This is a genomic window from Pseudoclavibacter helvolus (genome assembly GCF_049707175.1).
GTDB lineage: Bacteria > Actinomycetota > Actinomycetes > Actinomycetales > Microbacteriaceae > Pseudoclavibacter > Pseudoclavibacter helvolus_A.
In genome coordinates this window covers 58,723-78,971 of sequence record NZ_JBNAFM010000007.1, presented here as the reverse complement: position 1 = coordinate 78,971, position 20,249 = coordinate 58,723, and the positions used below count along the sequence as shown (strand labels likewise).

General features: G+C 67.3%; 17 protein-coding genes. 14 read left to right on the top strand and 3 right to left on the bottom strand.

The window, feature by feature from the left end:
- The first annotated feature begins 130 nt into the window (after nt 1-130).
- From mvk to ACPYN9_RS07465, 7 genes are read left to right on the top strand one after another with little or no spacing between them, the layout of a single operon-like run.
- Nucleotides 131-1,078 carry a mevalonate kinase gene (gene mvk / locus ACPYN9_RS07495; RefSeq protein WP_424465320.1) on the top strand — a complete coding sequence of 316 codons (948 nt, stop codon included), beginning with the start codon at nt 131-133 and terminating at the stop codon, nt 1,076-1,078.
- Nucleotides 1,075-2,079 carry a diphosphomevalonate decarboxylase gene (mvaD, locus tag ACPYN9_RS07490; RefSeq protein ID WP_424465319.1) on the top strand — a complete coding sequence of 335 codons (1,005 nt, stop codon included), beginning with the start codon at nt 1,075-1,077 and terminating at the stop codon, nt 2,077-2,079. Before mvk ends, mvaD begins: the two co-directional genes overlap by 4 nt.
- Complete coding sequence (locus tag ACPYN9_RS07485) at nt 2,076-3,164, top strand: phosphomevalonate kinase (protein WP_424465318.1); 1,089 nt, start codon at nt 2,076-2,078, stop codon at nt 3,162-3,164. The genes mvaD and ACPYN9_RS07485 overlap by 4 nt, the downstream gene beginning before the upstream one ends.
- Nucleotides 3,157-4,242 carry a type 2 isopentenyl-diphosphate Delta-isomerase gene (fni, locus tag ACPYN9_RS07480; RefSeq protein WP_424465316.1) on the top strand — a complete coding sequence of 362 codons (1,086 nt, stop codon included), beginning with the start codon at nt 3,157-3,159 and terminating at the stop codon, nt 4,240-4,242. Before ACPYN9_RS07485 ends, fni begins: the two co-directional genes overlap by 8 nt.
- Nucleotides 4,239-5,285, top strand: coding sequence for a hydroxymethylglutaryl-CoA reductase (locus tag ACPYN9_RS07475; RefSeq protein WP_424465314.1), 1,047 nt, complete (start codon nt 4,239-4,241; stop codon nt 5,283-5,285). The genes fni and ACPYN9_RS07475 overlap by 4 nt, the downstream gene beginning before the upstream one ends.
- Nucleotides 5,286-5,311: 26 nt before the next feature.
- Nucleotides 5,312-6,484 (top strand): hydroxymethylglutaryl-CoA synthase, encoded by a 1,173-nt coding sequence (locus tag ACPYN9_RS07470; protein ID WP_424465313.1) that lies wholly within the window; start codon nt 5,312-5,314, stop codon nt 6,482-6,484.
- A 31-nt stretch (nt 6,485-6,515) separates the two neighbouring features.
- Entirely contained in the window at nt 6,516-7,358 is an 843-nt protein-coding gene (locus tag ACPYN9_RS07465) for a universal stress protein (RefSeq protein ID WP_424465311.1), read from the top strand.
- Between the two features lie 112 nt (nt 7,359-7,470).
- Here the strand turns inward: ACPYN9_RS07465 and ACPYN9_RS07460 are convergent, their stop codons facing one another.
- Nucleotides 7,471-7,815 carry a histone-like nucleoid-structuring protein Lsr2 gene (locus ACPYN9_RS07460; RefSeq protein ID WP_424465309.1) on the bottom strand — a complete coding sequence of 115 codons (345 nt, stop codon included), beginning with the start codon at nt 7,813-7,815 and terminating at the stop codon, nt 7,471-7,473.
- A gap of 250 nt (nt 7,816-8,065) precedes the next feature.
- On the opposite strand from ACPYN9_RS07460, the gene ACPYN9_RS07455 reads away from it, so the two are divergent.
- The gene (locus ACPYN9_RS07455; RefSeq protein WP_424465307.1) at nt 8,066-8,995 is read left to right on the top strand and encodes an AEC family transporter; all 930 of its coding nucleotides are present in this window, start codon (nt 8,066-8,068) and stop codon (nt 8,993-8,995) included.
- A 53-nt stretch (nt 8,996-9,048) separates the two neighbouring features.
- On the top strand, nt 9,049-9,555 hold the full coding sequence (locus ACPYN9_RS07450) for an HtaA domain-containing protein (protein ID WP_424465306.1): 507 nt from the start codon (nt 9,049-9,051) through the stop codon (nt 9,553-9,555).
- An 8-nt stretch (nt 9,556-9,563) separates the two neighbouring features.
- Here ACPYN9_RS07450 and ACPYN9_RS07445 read toward each other — a convergent pair whose 3' ends face one another.
- Both ACPYN9_RS07445 and ACPYN9_RS07440 read right to left on the bottom strand, forming a co-directional pair.
- On the bottom strand, nt 9,564-10,712 hold the full coding sequence (locus ACPYN9_RS07445; RefSeq protein ID WP_424465304.1) for an App1 family protein: 1,149 nt from the start codon (nt 10,710-10,712) through the stop codon (nt 9,564-9,566).
- Nucleotides 10,713-10,716: 4 nt separating this feature from the next.
- Nucleotides 10,717-11,442: a DedA family protein gene (locus tag ACPYN9_RS07440; protein ID WP_424465302.1), complete on the bottom strand. Its 726-nt coding sequence runs from the start codon at nt 11,440-11,442 to the stop codon at nt 10,717-10,719.
- Nucleotides 11,443-11,690: 248 nt separating this feature from the next.
- On the opposite strand from ACPYN9_RS07440, the gene ACPYN9_RS07435 reads away from it, so the two are divergent.
- The 5 genes from ACPYN9_RS07435 (at nt 11,691) to leuS (ending at nt 20,156) form a co-directional block, all read left to right on the top strand.
- Nucleotides 11,691-13,118, top strand: a complete 1,428-nt coding sequence (locus ACPYN9_RS07435) for a cytochrome ubiquinol oxidase subunit I (protein ID WP_424465300.1) — start codon at nt 11,691-11,693, stop codon at nt 13,116-13,118.
- A complete protein-coding gene (gene cydB / locus ACPYN9_RS07430; RefSeq protein WP_424465298.1) occupies nt 13,118-14,146 on the top strand; it encodes a cytochrome d ubiquinol oxidase subunit II in 1,029 nt (342 codons plus the stop codon). Before ACPYN9_RS07435 ends, cydB begins: the two co-directional genes overlap by 1 nt.
- Before the next feature lie 3 nt (nt 14,147-14,149).
- The gene (gene cydD / locus ACPYN9_RS07425; protein WP_424465297.1) at nt 14,150-15,817 is read left to right on the top strand and encodes a thiol reductant ABC exporter subunit CydD; all 1,668 of its coding nucleotides are present in this window, start codon (nt 14,150-14,152) and stop codon (nt 15,815-15,817) included.
- Nucleotides 15,814-17,493, top strand: a complete 1,680-nt coding sequence (cydC, locus tag ACPYN9_RS07420; protein WP_424465295.1) for a thiol reductant ABC exporter subunit CydC — start codon at nt 15,814-15,816, stop codon at nt 17,491-17,493. Before cydD ends, cydC begins: the two co-directional genes overlap by 4 nt.
- Nucleotides 17,494-17,606: 113 nt before the next feature.
- The gene (gene leuS / locus ACPYN9_RS07415; RefSeq protein WP_424465293.1) at nt 17,607-20,156 is read left to right on the top strand and encodes a leucine--tRNA ligase; all 2,550 of its coding nucleotides are present in this window, start codon (nt 17,607-17,609) and stop codon (nt 20,154-20,156) included.
- Nucleotides 20,157-20,249: the final 93 nt, after the last annotated feature.

Here is a 20,249-nt window from a genome sequence, read left to right as displayed (position 1 = left end):
TCCGGGCGCGGGCCGAAATGCGATCGGCGGAACTGCGCCGTACACTTGACGCCGACCTACTGCGAGGTGAGTGACCCTGGTGCCATCGAGTTTCGACGTGACGTCGCTTGCTTCTCTCGACACTTCCGCGTTGCCGCGAATCGGACGAGCCGTCGGGCGCGGGAGCGCGCACGCCAAGCTCATCCTGTTTGGCGAGCACGTGGTCGTCTACGGCAAACCCGCGGTCGCGTTGCCGCTTCGTGCCATGCGCATGCGAGCGACCGCCTGGCGGGAGGGCGTGGAGCCTCGGTTCGAGTCCGACCACTACACGGGTCCTCTCGCTGCGGCTCCCGAGATCGTGGAAGCGCCGAGGAAAGCGATCGAAGAGACGCTGCGGGCCATCGGGGGCGAGCTCGAGGGGCTGACCGTCGCGGTCCGCGGCAACATCCCACTCGGCCGAGGCCTGGGGTCGAGCGCTGCGGCCGCCGGCGCGATCGTCGACGCCGTCTCGCGGTTGCACAACGTCACGCTCTCGGGCGGTGAGCACTTCGCCCTCGTGCAGGCCGCCGAGCAGGTAGCCCACGGCAAGCCGAGCGGGCTCGACGCCCTCGCCACGACCATCCCGTCGCCCATTCGCTTCCAGAACGCAAGCGCAGTCCCGGTGCCTGTGGCGCTCGACGCCTGCTTCGTCATCGCCGACACCGGCGTGCACGGCTCGACACGTCAGGCAGTTGACGACGTGCGAACCTCGCTCGAACGCGACCACGAGGCGACGACTGGAATCATCGATGCCCTCGGTGAACTCTCCGACCTGGCCATCTCCGACCTCGAGACCAACGAGGCCCGCTCGCTCGGGGCGCGCATGTCGGAGGCACACGAGCTGCTCTCGCGGCTCGGCGTGAGCCACCCGGCGCTCGACAGCCTCGTCGAGGCGGCCACTTCCGCCGGTGCCTTCGGCGCCAAGCTCACGGGCGGGGGCCTGGGTGGATGCATCGTGGCCGTCGTCGAACGCGGCCGCGCCTCGGCGGTCGCCGCTGCGCTGCAGGCATCGGGCGCCATCCAGACGTGGAGCGTCACCAGCACTGGCACGCCGCTGTGAGCGCAACGGCCGTCGCCTTCCCAAACATCGCGCTCATCAAATACTGGGGCAAGCGCGACGAAGCGCTCATCATTCCTCAGACCTCAAGCCTCTCACTGACGCTGGACGTCTACCCGACGACGACGACCGTCACCCTGCTCGCGCCAGGGGCGCAGCACCAGGTGCTCCAAGACGGCGAGCCCATGCCCCAGCAGGCTGCCCATAAGGTCTCGCGCTTCCTCGACCATGTGGCCGGGCTGGCAGGCAGCCAGCATCCTGCCCGCGTCGAGACGAGCAACGCCGGGCCGACCGGCGCGGGTCTTGCATCCTCCGCTTCCGGGTTCGCCGCCCTGGCCGCCGCCGCAGCATCCTCCTACGGGCTCGAGCTCTCAGCCCGTGACCTCTCGCGGCTGGCGCGACGTGGCTCCGGGTCGGCCTCGCGGTCGATCTTCGGCGACTTCGCCGTCTGGAACGCCGGAAGCGACGACGTTACCTCCTATGCGGAACCCGTCGACGACGCTCATATCGAAGCCGCAATGGTGCTCGGTATCGTCAACGCCGGGGCCAAGCCCATCTCCAGCCGAGACGCCATGCGGCGCACCGTCGAGACCTCGCCCTACAACGCGCCATGGGTCGAGACCAATCCCACGGAACTCGCACTCATGCGCGGCGCACTGCGGCGAGGTGACTTCACCGAGGTCGGCGAGATCACCGAGCGGAACGCGCTGCGCATGCACGCGGCGATGCTCGGGGCCGTGCCACCGGTCCGCTACCTCACCGCCGGCAGCATGGCGCTGCTGGACGCGGTCGCGGACCTTCGGCAGTCAGGCCTCGAGGCCTACGCGACGATGGATGCGGGGCCGAACGTGAAGACGCTGTGCCGCGCGGCCGAGGCACCGGCGGTCCAGGCGGCGCTCGGAGCCGCAGCGCCCGACATCGAGTTCGTGATCGCGGGCGCAGGGCCCGGGGTGTCGGTCTCGAACCCAACTGTGGGCGACACCGGTCCCGGAGCCACACGGTGATCGTCGCCGAGGCGCCGGGCAAGCTCTTCGTCACGGGGGAGTACGCCGTCGTCGAGCCTGGCAGGCACGCTGTGGTCGTCGGCGTCTCCCGACTCCTCAGGGCGAGACTGCGAGCGGCCAGCACCGGCCGGGGCAGCACCGTCACCTCACCGCACTTCGGCCCGCAGCCCGTGCCCATCGTCATCGAAGACGGACGCGTCTCCGTGCAGGCCCCCGGCGCCGACCTCCTGCAGGAGTGCCTGCAGGTGCTCCTCGACCTCGCGCTCGAGCGCGGCCTTGTCGTGGAGGACTTCGACCTCGAGATCGAGAGCCAGCTCGACGACGTGAGCGGTCGCAAGTTCGGGCTCGGCTCCAGCGGCGCCGTCGCAGTGGTCACTGTGCGCGCGGTCGCCGAGCACCTCGGGGTCGATCTCGACGATGACGCGGTCTTCCGCCTCGCGAGCCTGGCCACGATCGAACTTCGCCCCGCCGCGTCGTGCGCCGACATCGCGACCAGCACGCTCGGCGGGTGGGTCCACTACGCATCCCCAGACCGCGCCGCCGTGAGTGAGCTGCGCCGTGCGCGAGGCATCACCGCGACCCTCGCTGCGCCGTGGCCCGGCCTCGTGCTCGAGTCCCTGCCGGAACCGAGCGCCATCGTCCTGCACGTGGGGTGGACCTCCGCGCCGGCGTCGACGGCGGAGCTCGTCGGCACGCTCCACGCGGGGGACTGGCGAGCGACCGACGAGTACGCGGCGTTCCTGCTGGAAAGCGATCGAATCACGGAGGCGCTCGTCGCCGCCATCCGCGCGGATCACGCGGAACCCGCCCTCGCCGCTATCCGAGATGCCGAAGCCAACCTCGAAGCGCTGGATGAGCTGAGCGCCATCGGCATCCGAACCCCCGCGCTGCGCTCGCTCATCGCTGCGGCGCGCGGGGTGGGCCTGCCAGCGAAGACGTCGGGGGCCGGCGGTGGCGACTGCGGCATCGCGCTCGCCCCGGCGCGCAACCACGAGCTGGACGCCGCGTGGCGCGCGGCCGGCATCGAAGTCCTGGATCTGCACGTAGTACCGCACCGTCGAGTTGGAGTTCGCGATCATGGCTAACCGCAAGGACGAGCACGTCGACCTGGCCCTCGCGCAGCGGGAGGGCATCACACGCAACGACTTCGACGACGTCCGTTTCGTGCACCACGCGCTCGGCGGTGTCGACCGCGCGTCGGTGTCAACCTCAGTCGAGGTCGCCGGTGCCTCCTGGTCGGTGCCCTTCTACCTCAACGGCATGACCGGCGGCAGCGAGCGCACCGGAATCATCAACCGCGACCTCGCCGTCGCAGCTCGTGAGACCGGCATCGCCATGGCCGCTGGGTCGCTCTCCGCCTTCCTCAAAGACGCCTCGACCGCCCCGAGCTTCCGAGTTATTCGCGACGAGAACCCAGGCGGCTTCGTGATGGCGAACGTGAACGCAACGGTGAGCCCCGACGATGCGAGCCGTGCCGTCGAGCTCCTCGAGGCGGACGCACTCCAGATCCACATCAACTCCGTGCAGGAGACGGTCATGCCGGAAGGCGACCGCGATTTCGCTGCGTGGCCCGCGGCGATCGAGGCCATTGTGCGGCGTGTTCCTGTTCCAGTCATCGTCAAAGAGGTCGGCTTTGGGCTCAGCACGAGCACGCTGGCACGCCTCGCGGAGCTCGGCGTCCAGTACGCGGACGTCAGCGGACGCGGTGGCACCGACTTCGCGAAGATCGAGAACTCGAGGCGACGCCTCGGTGACTATGCGTCACTCGTCGGCTGGGGGCAGTCGACTCCGGAAGCGCTCATCGAGGCCGAGACCAGCACGGCGGAGCTCCCCGTGCTGCTCGCCTCCGGAGGCGTGCGCACGCCGCTCGACGTCCTCCGCGCCCTCGCGCTCGGTGCCCGGGCCGTCGGCGTCTCCGGTCACTTTCTCGAAGTCCTCGTCGAAGATGGCGTTGAAGCTCTCATCGAGCACATCCGCTCGTGGCAAGAGCAGCTCGCCGCGCTGCAGACCATGCTCGGAGCCCACACCCCAGGCGACCTGCGCCAGCAGGAGCTCATCCTGCACGGTGCGCTCCTCGACTTCTGCGCATCCCGTGGCATCGACCCGGCCGCCGTCTCGCGTTCGCGCAGACAGGCCTCCCTCCCATCGAAAGGACAACGATGAGCACCGAGCTCCTCGACCACGCGCCAGTTCCGCTGAAATGGGTTGGCCCGCTCCGCGTGACCGGAAACGTCATGGAGGGTGAGCAGCTCGTGCCGCTCGCGACCTACGAACAGCCGCTCTGGCCATCTGTTGGCCGGGGAGCCAAGATGTCGATGCTGGTGCCCGATGGGATCAAGGCGACGCTCGTGGACGAGCGCATGAGTCGTTCCGTGCTCTTCGAAGCCGACGACGCAGGGGCCGCGCTCACGGCGCTGCGTGACATCGAAGCCCACATGCACCTGCTCCAGGAAGTCGTCGCGACGAGCAGCAGGTTCGCCCGCCTCATCGACCTGCACGCGCAGATCGCCGGCAATCTCCTCTTCCTGCGGTTCGAGCTCACCACCGGCGACGCGTCCGGCCACAACATGGTGACGCTCGCCTCCGAGCGGCTCATGGACTTCATCCTGCGCCGCTGGCCAGCCCTTCGCTACGAATCGATCTCGGGTAACTTCTGCTCTGACAAGAAGGCCACGGCGGTCAACGGCATCCTCGGACGCGGCAAGAACGTCGTCACCGAGCTCGTGCTCCCGCGCCGCACCGTCGAACGGTGGCTTCGGTCGACACCCGAGAAGATCACACAGCTCAACGTGCGCAAGAACCTCATCGGAACGATGCTCGCGGGTGGCCTGCGCACCGGTAACGCGCACTACGCGAACATGCTCCTCGGGTTCTTCCTCGCAACCGGCCAAGACGCCGCCAACATCGTCGAGGGCTCGCAGGGCATCACGCACGCCGAGGTACGTGACGGCGACCTCTACTTCTCCTGCACGCTGCCGAACCTCATCGTCGGCAGCGTCGGAAACGGCAAGGGTCTCGACTTCATCGAGGCCAACCTCGAGCGACTCGGGTGCAAGGAGGAGCGCGAGCCCGGGGCCAACGCTCGGCGATTGGCCGTACTCTGTGCGGCAACCGTCCTCTGCGGCGAGCTCTCGCTCATGGCCGCTCAGACGAATCAAGGCGAGCTCATGGCATCGCACCTCAAGCTGGAACGCGCCGCGAACTGAGCGACGCGCGGAAACGAGCGAACACTATGACAACACCAATCGGCATACACGACCTCGCATTCGCGACGGGATCGCGCGTGCTCGACCTCTCCGTGATCGCGGAGCGGCTCGGCACCGAACTCGAGAAGTACACCATCGGGATCGGCCAGGAGCGGATGAGCATCACGGCCGCCGACGAGGACATCGTCACGATGGGGGCGTCGGCTGCCAAGCAGATCATCGACCGGCACGGGATGGACGGCATCAGGACGGTGCTCTTCGCGACGGAAACGGGTATCGACCAGTCGAAGGCCGCCGGCGTCTACGTGCATCAGTTGCTCGACCTTCCTCAGACGTGCCGGGTCGTCGAACTCAAGCAGGCTTGCTACTCGGCGACCGCCGCCCTCCAGTTCGCCACGGCGCTCGTGGCCCGCGATCCTCGACAGCGAGTCCTGGTCATCGCCAGTGACGTCGCTCGATACGAGCTCGGTTCGAGCGGCGAGCCGACCCAGGGAGCCGGTGCGGTCGCCATGCTGGTCGCCGCTGACCCGGATCTGGTCGTCATCGAGCCCGGTTCCGGCGTTTTTACGAGCGACATCATGGACTTCTGGCGCCCGAACGGTCGCGTCACGGCCCTCGTCGATGGGAAATACTCGATCAGGGCCTACCTGCAGGCCGTCGAGAATGCATGGGCCGACTACGCGGCCCAGGGGGGACTGTCGATCTCTGAAATCGACCGCTTCTGTTATCACCAGCCGTTTACGAAGATGGCGGCGAAAGCTCACCGTCATCTGATCAAGACCGCAGGCGGAGACCTCGACCAGGCTGTTCTCGACGCGCAGATTGCGCCGACGCTTCGGTACAACAGAGTCATAGGAAATACCTACACGGCTTCGATCTATCTGGCGCTGCTCAGCCTCCTCGACAGTGAAGAGGAGCTCGAAGGCACGACAGTCGGCTTCCTCAGCTATGGGTCGGGAAGTGTTGCTGAATTCTTCGCAGGAACGGTGCAACCCGGTTATCGATCGCATTTGCGTTCCGAGCAGAACCGAGCAGTGCTCGCTGATCGCGTTCCGATGGACGCCTCGGAATACCTGACTTGGCACGAACGGCGAGACCCGAACGAACTCGGCGAATTTGCCATGCCGAACGAGACGACCGGTCCTTTCCGTTTGGCTGGCTTCACCGATCTCAAGCGGGACTACACGGTCACGCAGTAATTCCTCTGCCGCGCAGGTCTACGATTCGGGTATGAGCGAGAACATCACCGTCGGAGTCGCTGGAAATCTTCCTGGAATCGCCGCGACGCGGTGGGCGGCAGCCCGTGCGTCGCGCGGCCGGAAACGTCTGCGACTCGCGCACATCATCGACCCGAGGATCGCCGGGGCCGGCAATCCGGATCTGCTTATCGACGCCGAGGGTGCTGCCACCCGCATCCTGCAGGACGCCACCGAAGCGGCTCTCGGCGTCGACCCGGCGCTCGACGTCGAGACCGTCGTACTCACCGGGGCTGTCATTGAGACGCTCGCAGATCTCTCGAAGACGTCTGGGCTGCTGGTCGTCGGAAGCAACCGCGGAGACGGCCCAGGACGCGCGAGCGGCACCCACAGCGTCCGCGTCGCCGCTGCCAGCGAGTCACCGGTTGCCGTCGTGCCAGACGTGGATCTGGCCGCACGACGCGGCGTCGTGGTGGGTGTCGACGGATCAGATCTTTCCGAGCACGCGCTGGCGGTGGCCGCCGAGGAGGCCAGCCTCCTCGGCGAGCCTCTCGTTCCCGTGCACGCCTGGCACGCACCCAACGTGTACGGCGGCGGTGTGATCGTCACCGGCGACTTCTTCGACGAGCTGCGCCTGGCCGCAGAGGAGACGCTCTCGCTGGCCCTCGCAGGGCTCAGGGGGCGGTACCCGGACCTTGAGATCACCCCGGTCGTCGTCGAGGGCATTCCCGACATGGCGATTCTCGACGCGGCGCACTCCGCCTCGCTGGTTGTCGTTGGCAGCCGTGGCCGGGGGACGTTCGCGAGGCTCCTTCTCGGCTCCGTGAGCCACGGTGTCCTCGCGCATCTCGAGACCCCGACCATCGTCGCCAAGTAGTCGGCCGCGTCGGCGCGAAGACCAGAAAAAGGGCCAGGCGGCTGTTGCCGTCTGGCCCTCTTCTCTGCGTCGGCCCCACCGGGGAGACCTGCGAGACCTTTCGGTCTTCTGTCTAGGAGTTCGCTGCCTCAAAGTCTTCGATGATCGACCCGGGAATGCGTCCGCGGTCCGAGATCTTGTGGCCTTCTGCACGCGCCCAGGCGCGAATAGCGGCGAGATCGCGCTTCGGTCGGCTGGCGCTCGAGCCCGACGACTTCGTCTTGCGCGACTTGGCTACCGTGCGAGCGGCCGAGACGTATTCGGCAAGTGCGTCGCGGAGCTTCTTTGCGTTGGCGTCAGAGAGATCGATCTCGTAGTCGGTGCCGTCGAGGGCGAATTGCACCGTCTCGCCTTCTCCTTCGGCAAGCGAACTCGAGTCGATGTCGTCGACGAGCTGATAGATGACTTTCCGAGCCATGGGGATCCCCTTCGTTAATTGCAGAGCGAATACATGGTAGATGATTCTCCGGTGATTTGAATCCAGGTTCGATCTGCACAGGTACTTCATGTCTGAATTAACCCGCACACTGGGTCGCGACACGATGGGTTTACGCGGTCGAACGCATTTCGATTGGCTCTGCGAACGCGTTTCGTGGCGTTCGTCTTCGGGAGCGAGCGCTTTACCTCGGCAGTCGGCCGGGCTCGAGCAGGATACGATCGCGGCAGCCATGAATGTTCTCCAGGGATTCGCCGTCATCGCCGTCATCGTCACGGTGGGCGTGCTCCTCGCACGGAGCGGCGTGCTCGGTCAGACGGGGCAGACGGCCCTCTCCAAGCTCGCGTTCAACGTTGCGACGCCGGCGCTGCTGTTCACGCTCATGGCAGAGGCGCACCTTGAGGTGCTCTACTCCAGTCAGTTCATCGTCACCGCGATCGCGATGACGGCGGTGGCACTTCTCTACAGTGGCGTCGGCGCGCTCCGCAGGTGGGGGCTCGGTACGACGACCTCCGGCGCGATGGCAGCGAGCTACGTCAACGCGGGCAATCTCGGCATCCCGATCGCCGTCTACGTGCTCGGCGACGCGACGCTCGTCGCCCCCGTGATGCTCGGGCAGCAGCTCATCATGGGGCCCGTGTTCATGACGCTGCTCGACATCGCGTCCAGAGACGCCGATGCGCCTCGGCTCCGGTGGTGGCAGATCATCCTGCGGCCGTTCCGGAACCCCATCGTCATCGGGGCGCTCGGCGGCATCGCCGTGAGCGCAACGGGGATCAGTATCCCTGCGTTCCTCCTTGACCCGCTCGAGTTGCTCGGCGGTATGAGCGTGCCGGCCATGCTCCTCGCCTTCGGCATGTCGCTGTGGGGCAACGCCATTCCGTTCCGCGAGCCGGGTCGGGCTCCGGCGCTCGTGGCGACGATCCTGAAGGTCTTCGTGCATCCGGCGCTTGCCTGGGCCATCGGGGCCTGGCTCTTCGGGCTCGACGGCGCATCCCTGCTCATCGTGGTCGTGACCGCGGCGCTCCCGTCTGCGCAGAACGTGTTCACCTACGCGAGCAACTACGGCGTGGGCACCCGTGTCGCGCGGGAGACGATCCTTGCCTCCACCTTCCTGTCGGTGCCGGTGATCTTCGCAGTCTCGCTGCTGCTCTCGAAATGACTTGGTGAGATTTCCGCTGGCGCTTCGAAACGCAGGCGGGCTAGCGTTGTCGCATGGAGCTCTGGAGCGGCGATCTGCGATGGCCGATCAAGTCATCGTTCGTGGAGTACGTCCGTCGCTCCGGCGGTGAAGTGCACCTGGAAGGCGGCGCGTTCGTCGACGACGAGGAATTCGGCTACCCCCGCGGTGTCGGGGACGCGACCTGGATCGACGGCGATGCTCCCGTCGGCAGCGCCAGCTTCGTCGGGGCGGTTCGGCTCACGGGGCACGGCGGGATGCTCGACGTCACGTTCCGCAACCCGCAGCTCGTCTTTGACGGCGGGGACGCGAGGCTGCTCGTCCAGGGCGAGGATGGCAGCCGCATCGACTTCGCCAGCTGCGAGATCGGAACGCCCCTGGTACGCGACGACGTCGCCGAATGGCTCGGTGTGCGCGTGATCCTCACCCCTGCGGGGTCCAGCGTCTTCAACGGCATGTACCGCCCCTACTCGGAGATGGACTCGCTGAACTTCACGCTAGCGCTCGGCCGAGCCGAGTCGCCGCGCGAGGAACCCGCCTAGCAGCGGCGTCAGCGCGTCTCGTCCGGCGCCTTCTCGGGTGCCTGCGTGAGATCGGGCAGGATGCCCGCTTCGGTGAGCTGCTTCGCGAGGCCTGCGCCGTCCGGGGCGTACACCCACGGCACCGGTGCGTTCTTCCGCCAGTGCGCACTGGCGGCCCGGCCACCGGCGAGCACGGCCTCGCTCGTTGACAGTTGGCGGATGGCGATCGCGAGCACCCGGTCGGGGTGACGGCTCGTGAACTCGCCATAGATTTGTTCGTCGTGCTGACCGTCGTCGCCGACGAGAATCCACTTGATGTCTGGGAACTCTCGCGCCAGCCGGTCGAGGTTCGACACCTTGTGCTCGAGCCCGGAGCGGAAGATGCGCTCCGGCGTCGGGCCCCAGTCGGTGAGGAGCAGCGGCCCAGCCGGATATAGGTTCCGACCGAGGAAGCGGGCAAGGGTCGGGGCGACGTTCCATGGCCCCGTCGACAGGTAAACGACGGGGGTCTCGCTCCGTCCGAAGGAGGTCAGGATGCGCTCCGAGAGCACGTTCATACCCGGCGTCGGGGTACGGGCGTGCACGTCGAGCACGAAGGTGTTCCAGGCGGCAAGCATGGGCCGGGGGAGCGCCGTCACCATGACGGTGTCGTCGATGTCGGAGAGCAGGCCGACCCGCTGGTCGTCGGCGACGATGAACACCGGGGCCGTACTGGTCTGCCGGTCGAAGCTCTCGAAGGTGATGGTGTTCCACCCCGGCGGGAGGTTCGCCGGCAGGTTGATGTCGACGATGCCCCCGCGATCGGCTTTGACCGGGTGTCTGACGCCGTCGATGATGACCGTCGCTGGCACATTTCCCGCAGAGACGCGAGCGAAGCTGCGCCACCCGCGCACGACTGACTCTCGGCGCTTGCGCCGCAGCAACCTGGACAGGCTGAAGCGACGACGGTTGCCGGGGGGAGCCATATGCACCCGAGCGAGCGCGCGCACCCACGACGTTGTTCCGTAGCCGGTGTATGGCTCGAGCACCGTGAGGTAGCCGCGCTTTCGGACCAGCTTGACGCGGACGAGGCGGACCCTGTCCTCGATGCGAAAGGCGTTGTCGATGACAGCCCGAACGGGCCGCAGCCCGAGGAGCCAGCGTTCGAGCGGAGACTGGGCGTCGGAGGTCGGCGTCACCCGCTCATCCTCGCACGCCTGCGGCCTCCGCGTCTGAGTTGTCGCATCCGCGTGCAGAGGTGGCGTCGCGCTCAGCCTCGGCGAGCGCCGTCGCCTCGTCGAGGTCTCGGTTCATGACCTTCCCGATCGAGCGCTTCACGAGCCACATCACGAAGAGAAAGACGACGATGACCCCGACGAAGAGGTAGCCGGCCCAGTGCAGCGACGAGGACAGCTCGCGGAAACCCGCGGATGCACCGGCCGCGGCGCTCACGTACGCCGTCGACCAGATGACGCAGGCGGGGATCGTCCAGGCGAGGAATCGCCGGTAGCGCATGCCGCCCATGCCGGCCGCCAGCGGCACCAGCGAGTGCAGCACGGGGAGGAAGCGGGAGATAAGGACCGCCGGGCCGCCGCGTCGCTGGATGAGGAGCTCTGCACGCTGCCATCGCTCATCGCCGAGCCATCGGCCGACGCGAGAGGTGCGTATCCTCGGGCCGAAGGTGCGTCCGAGCCAAAAGCCAAAGGACTCGCCAAGGAGCGCGCCAACGATGGATGCGGCGATGGTGAGCACCCAGGGGAGTGGCGCGTCGATGCCGGTGCTGAGGACCAGGAGGACGGTCTCGCCCGGAACGATGAGTCCGATGAGCACGCTCGTTTCGAGCATGATCGCGACGCCGACCAGGATGATCCGCCAAATGGGAGGCACGGATTCGACGTAGTCGAGCCCCGTCTCGATCAGCTCGTTCATGCTCTGCTTCCCGCATCCATGTCGCAGACTCTAGGGCTCCAACTTTGGCATCCCCAGGGATTCTGCTCCGTTATCGTTTCGTTACATCCACTACATTATGTAGAAATGCCCGGTCGCGCGTCGAAACAGCGCTCACTTAGGGTCTCCTATTCGACACGATGTAGTAGTCGACGGCGTACCATGGACCGCAGGAATCGCGCTGCGATCCCTGGGCCTCGCGCCCGACCTCAGACGCCTCAGGAGGCCTTGTGGACGCCCTGCTGGATCCACTCATTCTCGCGCGGTGGCAGTTCGGTGTCACGACCGTGTACCACTTCCTCTTCGTGCCGGTCACCCTCGGTCTCGTGCTCGCGATCGCCATCTGGCAGACCGCTTGGGTGCGCACCGGCAAGGTCACCTACCTGCGCCTCACCAAGCTCTTCGGCAAGATGTTCCTCATCAACTTCGCCATGGGCGTCGTGACCGGCATCGTGCAGGAGTTCCAGTTCGGTATGAACTGGTCTGACTACTCGAGGTTTGTCGGCGACGTCTTCGGGGCGCCGCTCGCCTTCGAGGGACTCGTCGCGTTCTTCCTCGAAGCGACCTTCATCGGCCTCTGGATCTTCGGCTGGGACAAGCTGCCACCGAAGCTCCACCTCGCGACGATCTGGCTCACCATGATCGGCACGTGGACCTCCGCCTACTTCATCCTCGCTGCGAACGCGTTCATGCAGAACCCGGTCGGCTACGAGATGAACGAGGCGAACGGCCGCGCCGAACTCGTCGACTTCGGCGCGGTGCTCACCAACCCGGTCGCCATGGCCGCCCTGCCGCACACGATCTTCGCGTCCCTCATGGTCGGTGCGGCCATCATCATCGCGACGGCGGCCTGGCACCTCAAGCGCGACCAGAACCACGACGTCATGCAGCCTGCCCTCAAGTTCGGCCTGTGGTTCATGCTTGTCGGCGGCGTCGGCACCATGCTGAGCGGCGACCAGCTCGGCCTCGCCATGGTCGAGGCGCAGCCCATGAAGATGGCGGCCGCAGAGGCGCTGTACACCACCGCGACCGGCGCGAACGCCTCGTTCTCGGTCTTCACCTGGGGGACACCCGACGGTTCGTCTGAGCTGTTCTCCATCCGCATCCCGTACCTCCTCTCCTTCCTGTCGACACACACCTTCGACGGCACCGTCGAGGGAATCAACGACCTGCAGGCGCAGTACACGGCGCTCTACGGCCCAGGCGACTACGCGCCGATCATCTGGGTGACCTATTGGTCGTTCCGCTGGATGATGGGCTTCGGCATGGCGTCCATCGCCGTCGCGGTCGCCGGCCTCTGGGTCACCCGCAAGAAGGCCAAGAACCCGCCGAAGACCTGGATGTGGAACCTCGCGATCCTGACGGTCCTGTTCCCGACACTCGGCATCACGGTCGGCTGGATCTTCACCGAGATGGGCCGCCAGCCGTGGCTCGTCTTCGGACTGCTGAAGACCGAGGCGGGCGTCTCGCCGAACGTGAGCGGACTCAGCGTCCTGATCTCGCTCGTCGCCTTCACCCTGGTCTACGCGATCCTCGCCGTCGTCGAGGTCAAGCTGCTGCTCAAGGCCGCGCAGGAAGACCCACCGAGTTTCGATTCCAATGCCGATGGCACCGTCGACGACGTTGCCGATGTCAAGGTGAAAGCGAGCGTCTACTGATGGATCTGCCAGTCCTCTGGTTCTGGATCGTTGCCTTCTTCTTCGTCGGCTACTTCGTGCTCGACGGCTTCGACTTCGGCGTCGGCATCGCGCTGCCCTTCATCGGCAAGGACGACACCGACCGTCGCGTGCTCATCAACACCATCGGGCCGATCTGGGACCTCAATGAGACGTGGGTCATCGTGGCGGGTGCCGCCCTCTTCGCGTCCTTTCCCGAGTGGTACGCGACGATCTTCTCAGGCTTCTATCTGCCGCTTCTGCTCATCCTGCTGGCGCTGATCGTGCGCGGGGTCTCGTTCGAGTACCGCCACCAGGGCAAGGGGGTCGAGTGGACCAGATGGTTCGACTGGATGATCTTCGTGGGCTCGGCAGTGCCCGCGCTGCTGTGGGGCGTCGCGTTCGCCAACATCACGCAGGGCATGGCGCTCGACGAGAACTTCAACTACGTCGGCTCCTTCTTCGACCTGCTCAACCCGTACGCCCTGCTGGGTGGGCTCACGACGCTCACGCTGTTCTTCTACCATGGGCTGGTGTTCATCACTCGGAAGACCGAAGGTGACATCCGCGACCGCGCCAGGGCGCTCGCGCTCAAGGTCGGCGTTCTCGTGGCTGTGCTCGCGATCGCGTTCCTCGGGTGGACCGTTGCCGCGCACTTCTCACCCGCGGGAATGGTGCTGGCCCTCGTCGCAGTTGTCGCGTTCGTCGGCTCCTACGTCAGCACGCTGCTCCGTCGCGACGGCGTCGCGTTCACCCTCGGGGCGCTCACGGTGGCCACTGCCGTGCTGACCCTGTTCGCGTCGCTGTTCCCCAACCTGCTGCCGAACACCCTCGACCCATCCAACCCGCTGACGATCGCGAACGGCTCGTCGAGTGAGTACACGCTCGGCATCATGAGCTGGGCGGCGCTCATCATCGTGCCGTTTGTGCTCGGCTACCAAGCCTGGACCTTCTGGGTCTTCCGGAAGCGCATCAGCCGGAAGACGATCACCGGCGACGCACACGAGGAGCCGGCGGCAGTCCCCGCCTAGCCCGTGAAACCCCTCGACCCCAGACTCCTGCGCCACGCCGCGTCGGCACGAAGCTTCTTCGTGCTCGGCGCGGTGCTCGGCGCAGTGCAGACCGTCAGCATCATCTGCTTCGCCTGGCTGGTCACCCACCTGATCGTCTCCGCAATCGCCGGCCAGCGCGTCGAAGACCTCCTCCCATGGTTCGGTGCGCTGCTCGTCGTCATCGCGGTCCGCAGCGCGGCGACCTGGGGGATGGAGGCGGTCTCCGCCCGCGCGGCCGCGCAGGTGAAGAGCGAGCTCCGCAAGAAGCTGCTGGCCGCGATCGCGCAGCTCGGTCCGGCGTGGCTCTCGACCACGTCGAGCTCGCGGCTCACGACGCTCGCCGGCCCAGGGCTCGGCGCGCTGGACACCTACTTCGCCAAGTACCTGCCGCAGCTGCTATTAACGGCAATCGCGGCGCCCGTCCTCATCGTCGTCATGGCGATGTGGGACCTCCCGTCAGCGATCACCGTCATCATCACCCTGCCGCTGATCCCGGTCTTCATGATCCTCATCGGGTGGGCGACCCAAAAGGTGCAGGATCGGCAGTGGAACGCGCTCTCGACGCTCGCGACCGGGTTCCTCGAGGTCGTCGAGGGGCTCTCCACGCTGAAGATCTTCGGCAGGGCGCAGCGACAGCCGACGCGCATCCGCACCGTCACCGACGAATACCGGGTCGCGACCATGAAGGTGCTGAGGCTGTCGTTCATGTCCGGGTTCGCGCTCGAGCTGCTCGCCAGTCTGTCGGTGGCGCTCATCGCGGTGACGATCGGCATCCAGCTGATCAACCGCGAGATGACGCTCGAGGTCGGGCTCTTCGTGCTCCTCCTCGCACCTGAGGTGTACCTTCCGTTGCGTCAGGTGGGCGCGCAGTTCCACGCGGCCGCCGACGGGGTTGCCGCATCGAACGACGTCTTCGCGGTCATCGAGGCTGCCGATGCCGTCGGCGACGAAGCCCAGGCGGGGCCGGTGCGCTCGACGCCCCGCGTCGTCCCGACCGGCAAGGCCGACGTGGGTCTCGAGTTCCGCGAGGTGTCCGTTGGCTATGAGGGGCGGCCAGTCCTTCGCGACTACAGCCTGGCTGTCCCTGCGGGGGCAGTGACGGCGATCGTCGGCCCGTCCGGCGCCGGTAAGTCGACCCTGCTCGCGGTTGCGCGTGGCGCGGTGGCGAGCGGCGGCGCGGTGCTGATCGGAGGGCAGCAGCTCACGGGAGACGCACGAAGGTCCGCGATCGCGTGGATGGGCCAAACGGCCTCGCTCATCGAAGGCACGGTCGCCGACAACGTCGCGCTGGGGCAGCCTTCGGCCAGCGAGCACGAGGTGAGGTTAGCGCTGGAGGAGGCCGGTCTCGGGTCCCTCGAGCCCGGGCGGATGCTCGGTGTGGCGGGAGCCGGACTCTCCGGAGGGCAGGCGCAACGCGTCGCGCTCGCGCGCACCCTCCTCAGAGCGCGCCGTCTCGACTGCCCCGTCGTCCTCTTCGACGAGCCGAGCTCCGCGCTCGACGCCGAGACCGAGCGGCGTATCGCCGCTGCGCTCCGATCCCTTGCCGTCGAAGGGAGAGCGGTGTTGGTGGTCAGCCACCGCCGGGCGCTGGTCGCGTCGGCTGACGCTGTGCACACGATCGAGCCGGTGGAAGCGGTGGCCAGCGCATGACGATCGCACGCAACCGACCGTCGGCGGACGAGCGCCGCATCCTTCGCCTCGCGATGCCGTCGGCGCGCAGGCTCTGGCCGGCCATCGCCTTCGGCCTACTCAGTGCGATCTGCGCCGTTGCGCTGCTCGCGACGAGCGCCTATCTCCTCACGCGAGCCTCGGAGATCATCCACATCTTGCTCCTCGGCATCGCGATCGTCGGTGTCCGCGCCTTCGCGATCGGTCGGGCCGTGTTCCGATACGTCGAGCGGCTGCTCGGCCACGATGCTTCCTTCCGGCAGCTTGCGGAACTTCGGGTTGGCGTGCTCGAGCGCCTCATCCCACTCGCGCCCGCGGGGCTCGCCACGCACCGACGGGGCGACCTGCTGACACGTCTCGTGAGCGACGTCGACGAGCTGCAGTTCCTGCCGCTTCGCGTCGCGCAGCCACTGCTCATCGCAGGGCTCACCTCGACCCTCGCGGTCGTCGGCATCTGGCTCGTCAGCGCACCGGCCGCGGTGGTCCTCCTCGTCTGCCTCGTCCTCGCGGGCATCGTGGCGACGACGACGAACCTCGCCATCTCCGGTCGGGCCGACCGAGAGGCGGCGCCGCTCAGGGCAGCGCTCAACGATCGCATCTACGAGACGATCTCCAATTTCGAGACGCTCGAGGCTTATGGTGCCCTCGACGCGAAGCTCGCTGAGGTCGAGGCAGCCGACGTTCGGCTCCGCGATGCGCTCGTGTCCCGGGCGCGGGGCAGCGGCGCAGTGGCCGGGCTCGTGATGCTCTTCTCCGGCCTCGCCACCGCGGGCGCGCTCGCGGTCGGCATCAACCCGACGGTCGACGGCAGCCTGCTGGCGCCGATGCTCACCCTCATCGCTCTGGTTCCCATGGCCCTCTTCGAGATCTTCGCGCAGGTGCCGCAGGCGGTGGCCGCGTGGCGTCAGGTCCGCGCCAGCGCGGTTCGAGTGGCGGATGTGGCGCCAGGGGAAGCGCCCGACGGGCTGCCGGATGCGCAGCCACTGCCGGCGCCGCGCCCAGGCCCGAACCTTCCCGTGACGCTGAGCCTGGAGCGCGTGGCCGCGTCCTGGCCCGGTGCGACAAGGGCTGCGATCCGCGGCGTCTCCTTCGAGCTGGCTCCCGGCGATCGGCTGCTGGTTGAGGGCGAGTCCGGTGCGGGCAAGACGACGCTCGCCAATGTGCTGGTGCGGTTCCTCGACTACGAAGGCTCGTATCGCCTCAACGGGGTCGAAGCCAAGGCGTACGCGCCCGAGCAGGTGCGCGCAGTCGTCGGTCTCATCGAGCAGCGGCCGCACATCTTCGACGAGAGCATCCGACAGAATCTGCTGTTCGCGAAACCAGACGCCGCCGACGCCGAGCTCGAGGCCGTCCTCAACCGGGTGGGGCTCGGGCCCTGGCTCATCGAGCGTGGTGGCCTCGAGGCCAGAGTCGGGGAGCGCGGCGCCCTCGTCTCGGGCGGACAAGCCCAGCGCATCGCGCTCGCACGCGGCATCTTGGCCGAATTCCCGGTGCTGGTGCTCGACGAGCCGACCGCTAACGTCGACCCTGCTCTGGCCGAGCAGCTCGTCGCCGAACTGCTCGACGCATCCGGAGCCGAACGCTCCGTGCTGATCATCTCGCACACCCCCGTCGACGCCGCCCTGGTCACACGCGCGCTTCGCCTCGGCGACGAGTAGTCTTGGGCGTTGGTGTCCAACGCGAAGTGCCCCATGCTTCGCGCCGCAGCTCGTCGCCCGCGACGAGGGCGACCCCCGTGCAGCAAACGGCAACGCGATGAAAGAAGAAATCTGTGACCGAAGCGACAGGCGCTGAGCCCCAGGAATACGACTTCAAGGCTCTCGAAGCGAAGTGGTCGGCCGAGTGGGACCAGCTTCGGCCTTTCGCGACGAACCTCGAGGGCGACGACCGCCCCCGGAAGTACGTCCTCGACATGTTCCCGTACCCCTCCGGTGATCTGCACATGGGGCACGCCGAGCAGTACGCGCTGGGCGACGCCGTCGCTCGCTACTGGCGCCACCAGGGCTTCAACGTCCTACACCCCATCGGCTGGGACTCCTTCGGGCTGCCTGCGGAAAACGCCGCCATCAAGAACGGCGGCGACCCCAAGGACTGGACGTACGAGAACATCGCGCAGCAGCGTGCATCCATGAAGCGCTACGCGGCGTCCTTCGACTGGGATCGCGTCATCCACACGTCCGACCCCGAGTACTACCGCTGGAACCAGTGGCTGTTCCTGCAGATGTACGAGCGCGGCCTCGCCTACCGCAAGTACTCGGACGTCAACTGGTGCCCGAACGACCAGACGGTGCTCGCGAACGAGCAGGTCATCGACGGCCACTGCGAGCGCTGCGACGCGATCGTCGTCAAGAAGAAGCTCAACCAGTGGTACTTCAAGATCACCGACTACGCCGATCGCCTCATCGACGACCTCAACCAGCTCGAGGGACACTGGCCGCAGAAGGTCATCACGATGCAGCGGAACTGGATCGGGCGCTCGCTCGGCGCAGACGTCGACTTCGTCGTCGAAGGGCGGGACGAGCCGGTGACGGTCTTCACCACACGTCCCGACACGCTGTACGGTGCGACGTTTATGGTCGTGGCCCCAGACTCCGACCTGGCCGCCGAGCTGGCTGAGGGTGCGAGTGCTGAGGTGCGCGAGCGCTTCGAGAAGTACCTGGCGGACACCCGCGCGCTCGACTCCATCGACCGGCAGTCCAGCGACCGCCCCAAGACGGGCGTCGACCTGGGCCGCTTCGCGATCAACCCGCTCAGCGGCGAGCGTCTGCCGATCTGGGCAGCCGACTACGTGCTGGCCGACTACGGAACCGGCGCGATCATGGCCGTGCCCGCGCACGACCAGCGTGACCTGGACTTCGCGCGCGCCTTCGACCTGCCGGTCAAGGTCGTCGTGGACGTCACGCAGCCAGTGACGGGGGTCATCCCGGTCATCCCTGAGGACGGCTCTCTGCCCGAGTTCGAAGACCTCCACCCCGCGAAGACCGGCGAGGCGCTGTCCGGCGACGGCCGCCTGACGAACTCTGGGCCGCTGGACGGGCTCTCGAAGCGCTCCGGCATCCAGGCCGCGATCGAACTGCTCGACGAGCGGGGCACCGGCCGCGCTGCCAAGAACTACCGCCTGCGCGACTGGCTGATCTCCCGCCAGCGCTACTGGGGCACGCCCATCCCGATCCTGCACGGCGAGAACGGCAAGGAGGTGCCTGTCCCGATTGACCAGCTGCCCGTGCGACTGCCGGAGGCCGAGGGGCTCGACCTGCGACCGAAGGGGGCGTCACCGCTCGGCGGCGCGTCCGACTGGGTGAACACGGTCGACCCGGAGACCGGCGAGCCGATGCTGCGCGACACCGACACGATGGACACCTTCGTCGACAGCTCCTGGTACTTCCTGCGTTTCCTCTCGCCAAACAACGAACTCGCGGCCTTCGATGAGAAGACCGCCGCGAGCTGGGCGCCCGTCGACCAGTACGTCGGCGGCGTCGAGCACGCCATCCTGCATCTTCTCTACGCGCGCTTCATCACGAAGGTGCTGTACGACCTCGGCCACGTCGACTTCACCGAGCCATTCTCGGCGCTACTCAACCAGGGCATGGTGGTCATGGACGGCAAGAAGATGTCGAAGTCGAAGGGCAACGTCGTGAGCCTCTCGGCGGAGCTCGACCAGTACGGCGTCGACGCCGTGCGTCTGACGATGCTCTTCGCGAGCCCGCCGGAGGACGACGTCGACTGGGCCGACGTCTCGGTCGCCGGGTCTGGCAAGTTCCTCGCGCGGGCTTGGCGCATCTCCGGCGAGGTCACGAGTCCCGTCGGCGTCGACTTCGGGGAGGGCGACCGCGGGCTGCGGCGCGAGACGCACCGCTTCCTCGCCGACATCCCGCAGCTGGCGTCGGGCTTCAAATTCAATGTCGTCATCGCGCGCCTCATGGAGCTCACGAACGCGACGCGTAAGGCCATCGACTCGGGCGTAGGGCCCGCGGACCCAGCGGTGCGCGAGGCAGCGGAAGCCATCGCGGTCGTGCTCGACATGTACGCGCCGCACACGGCGGAGGACATGTGGGAGCGCCTCGGCCACAAGGGCAGCGTCTCGCACGTCAAGTGGCCCGCGGCCGCCCGCTCGCTGCTCACACAGGACCAGATCACGGCCGTCGTGCAGATCAACGGCAAGGTCAAGCACCGTCTCGAGGTGCCGCCGACGATCGACGAGGCGTCGCTCGAGCAGCTGGCAGTCTCGTCGCCGCGGGTGCAGGCTGCTCTCGCCGGGCGCGAGATCGTCAAGATCATCGTCCGCGCGCCGAAGCTCGTGAACATCGCCGTCAAAGGCTGACACTTCGGCCTGACTGACGCGCCCCGCTCCACGAGCGGGGCGCGTCTGCGTTCGGCTGGCGCCTTGCGCCCGGGACTGTCCAGCGACGACCGC

Excerpts from the sequence above, each read along its gene's own strand:
- ACPYN9_RS07470 (WP_424465313.1), top strand. The coding sequence starts at position 5,312 with ATGACAACACCAATCGGCATACACGACCTCGCATTCGCGACGGGATCG.
- ACPYN9_RS07465 (WP_424465311.1), top strand. The coding sequence starts at position 6,516 with ATGAGCGAGAACATCACCGTCGGAGTCGCTGGAAATCTTCCTGGAATC.
- ACPYN9_RS07475 (WP_424465314.1), top strand. The coding sequence starts at position 4,239 with ATGAGCACCGAGCTCCTCGACCACGCGCCAGTTCCGCTGAAATGGGTT.
- ACPYN9_RS07455 (WP_424465307.1), top strand. The coding sequence starts at position 8,066 with ATGAATGTTCTCCAGGGATTCGCCGTCATCGCCGTCATCGTCACGGTG.
- fni (WP_424465316.1), top strand. The coding sequence starts at position 3,157 with ATGGCTAACCGCAAGGACGAGCACGTCGACCTGGCCCTCGCGCAGCGG.
- ACPYN9_RS07440 (WP_424465302.1), bottom strand. The coding sequence starts at position 11,442 with ATGAACGAGCTGATCGAGACGGGGCTCGACTACGTCGAATCCGTGCCT.
- ACPYN9_RS07460 (WP_424465309.1), bottom strand. The coding sequence starts at position 7,815 with ATGGCTCGGAAAGTCATCTATCAGCTCGTCGACGACATCGACTCGAGT.
- cydB (WP_424465298.1), top strand. The coding sequence starts at position 13,118 with ATGGATCTGCCAGTCCTCTGGTTCTGGATCGTTGCCTTCTTCTTCGTC.
- ACPYN9_RS07450 (WP_424465306.1), top strand. The coding sequence starts at position 9,049 with ATGGAGCTCTGGAGCGGCGATCTGCGATGGCCGATCAAGTCATCGTTC.
- cydC (WP_424465295.1), top strand. The coding sequence starts at position 15,814 with ATGACGATCGCACGCAACCGACCGTCGGCGGACGAGCGCCGCATCCTT.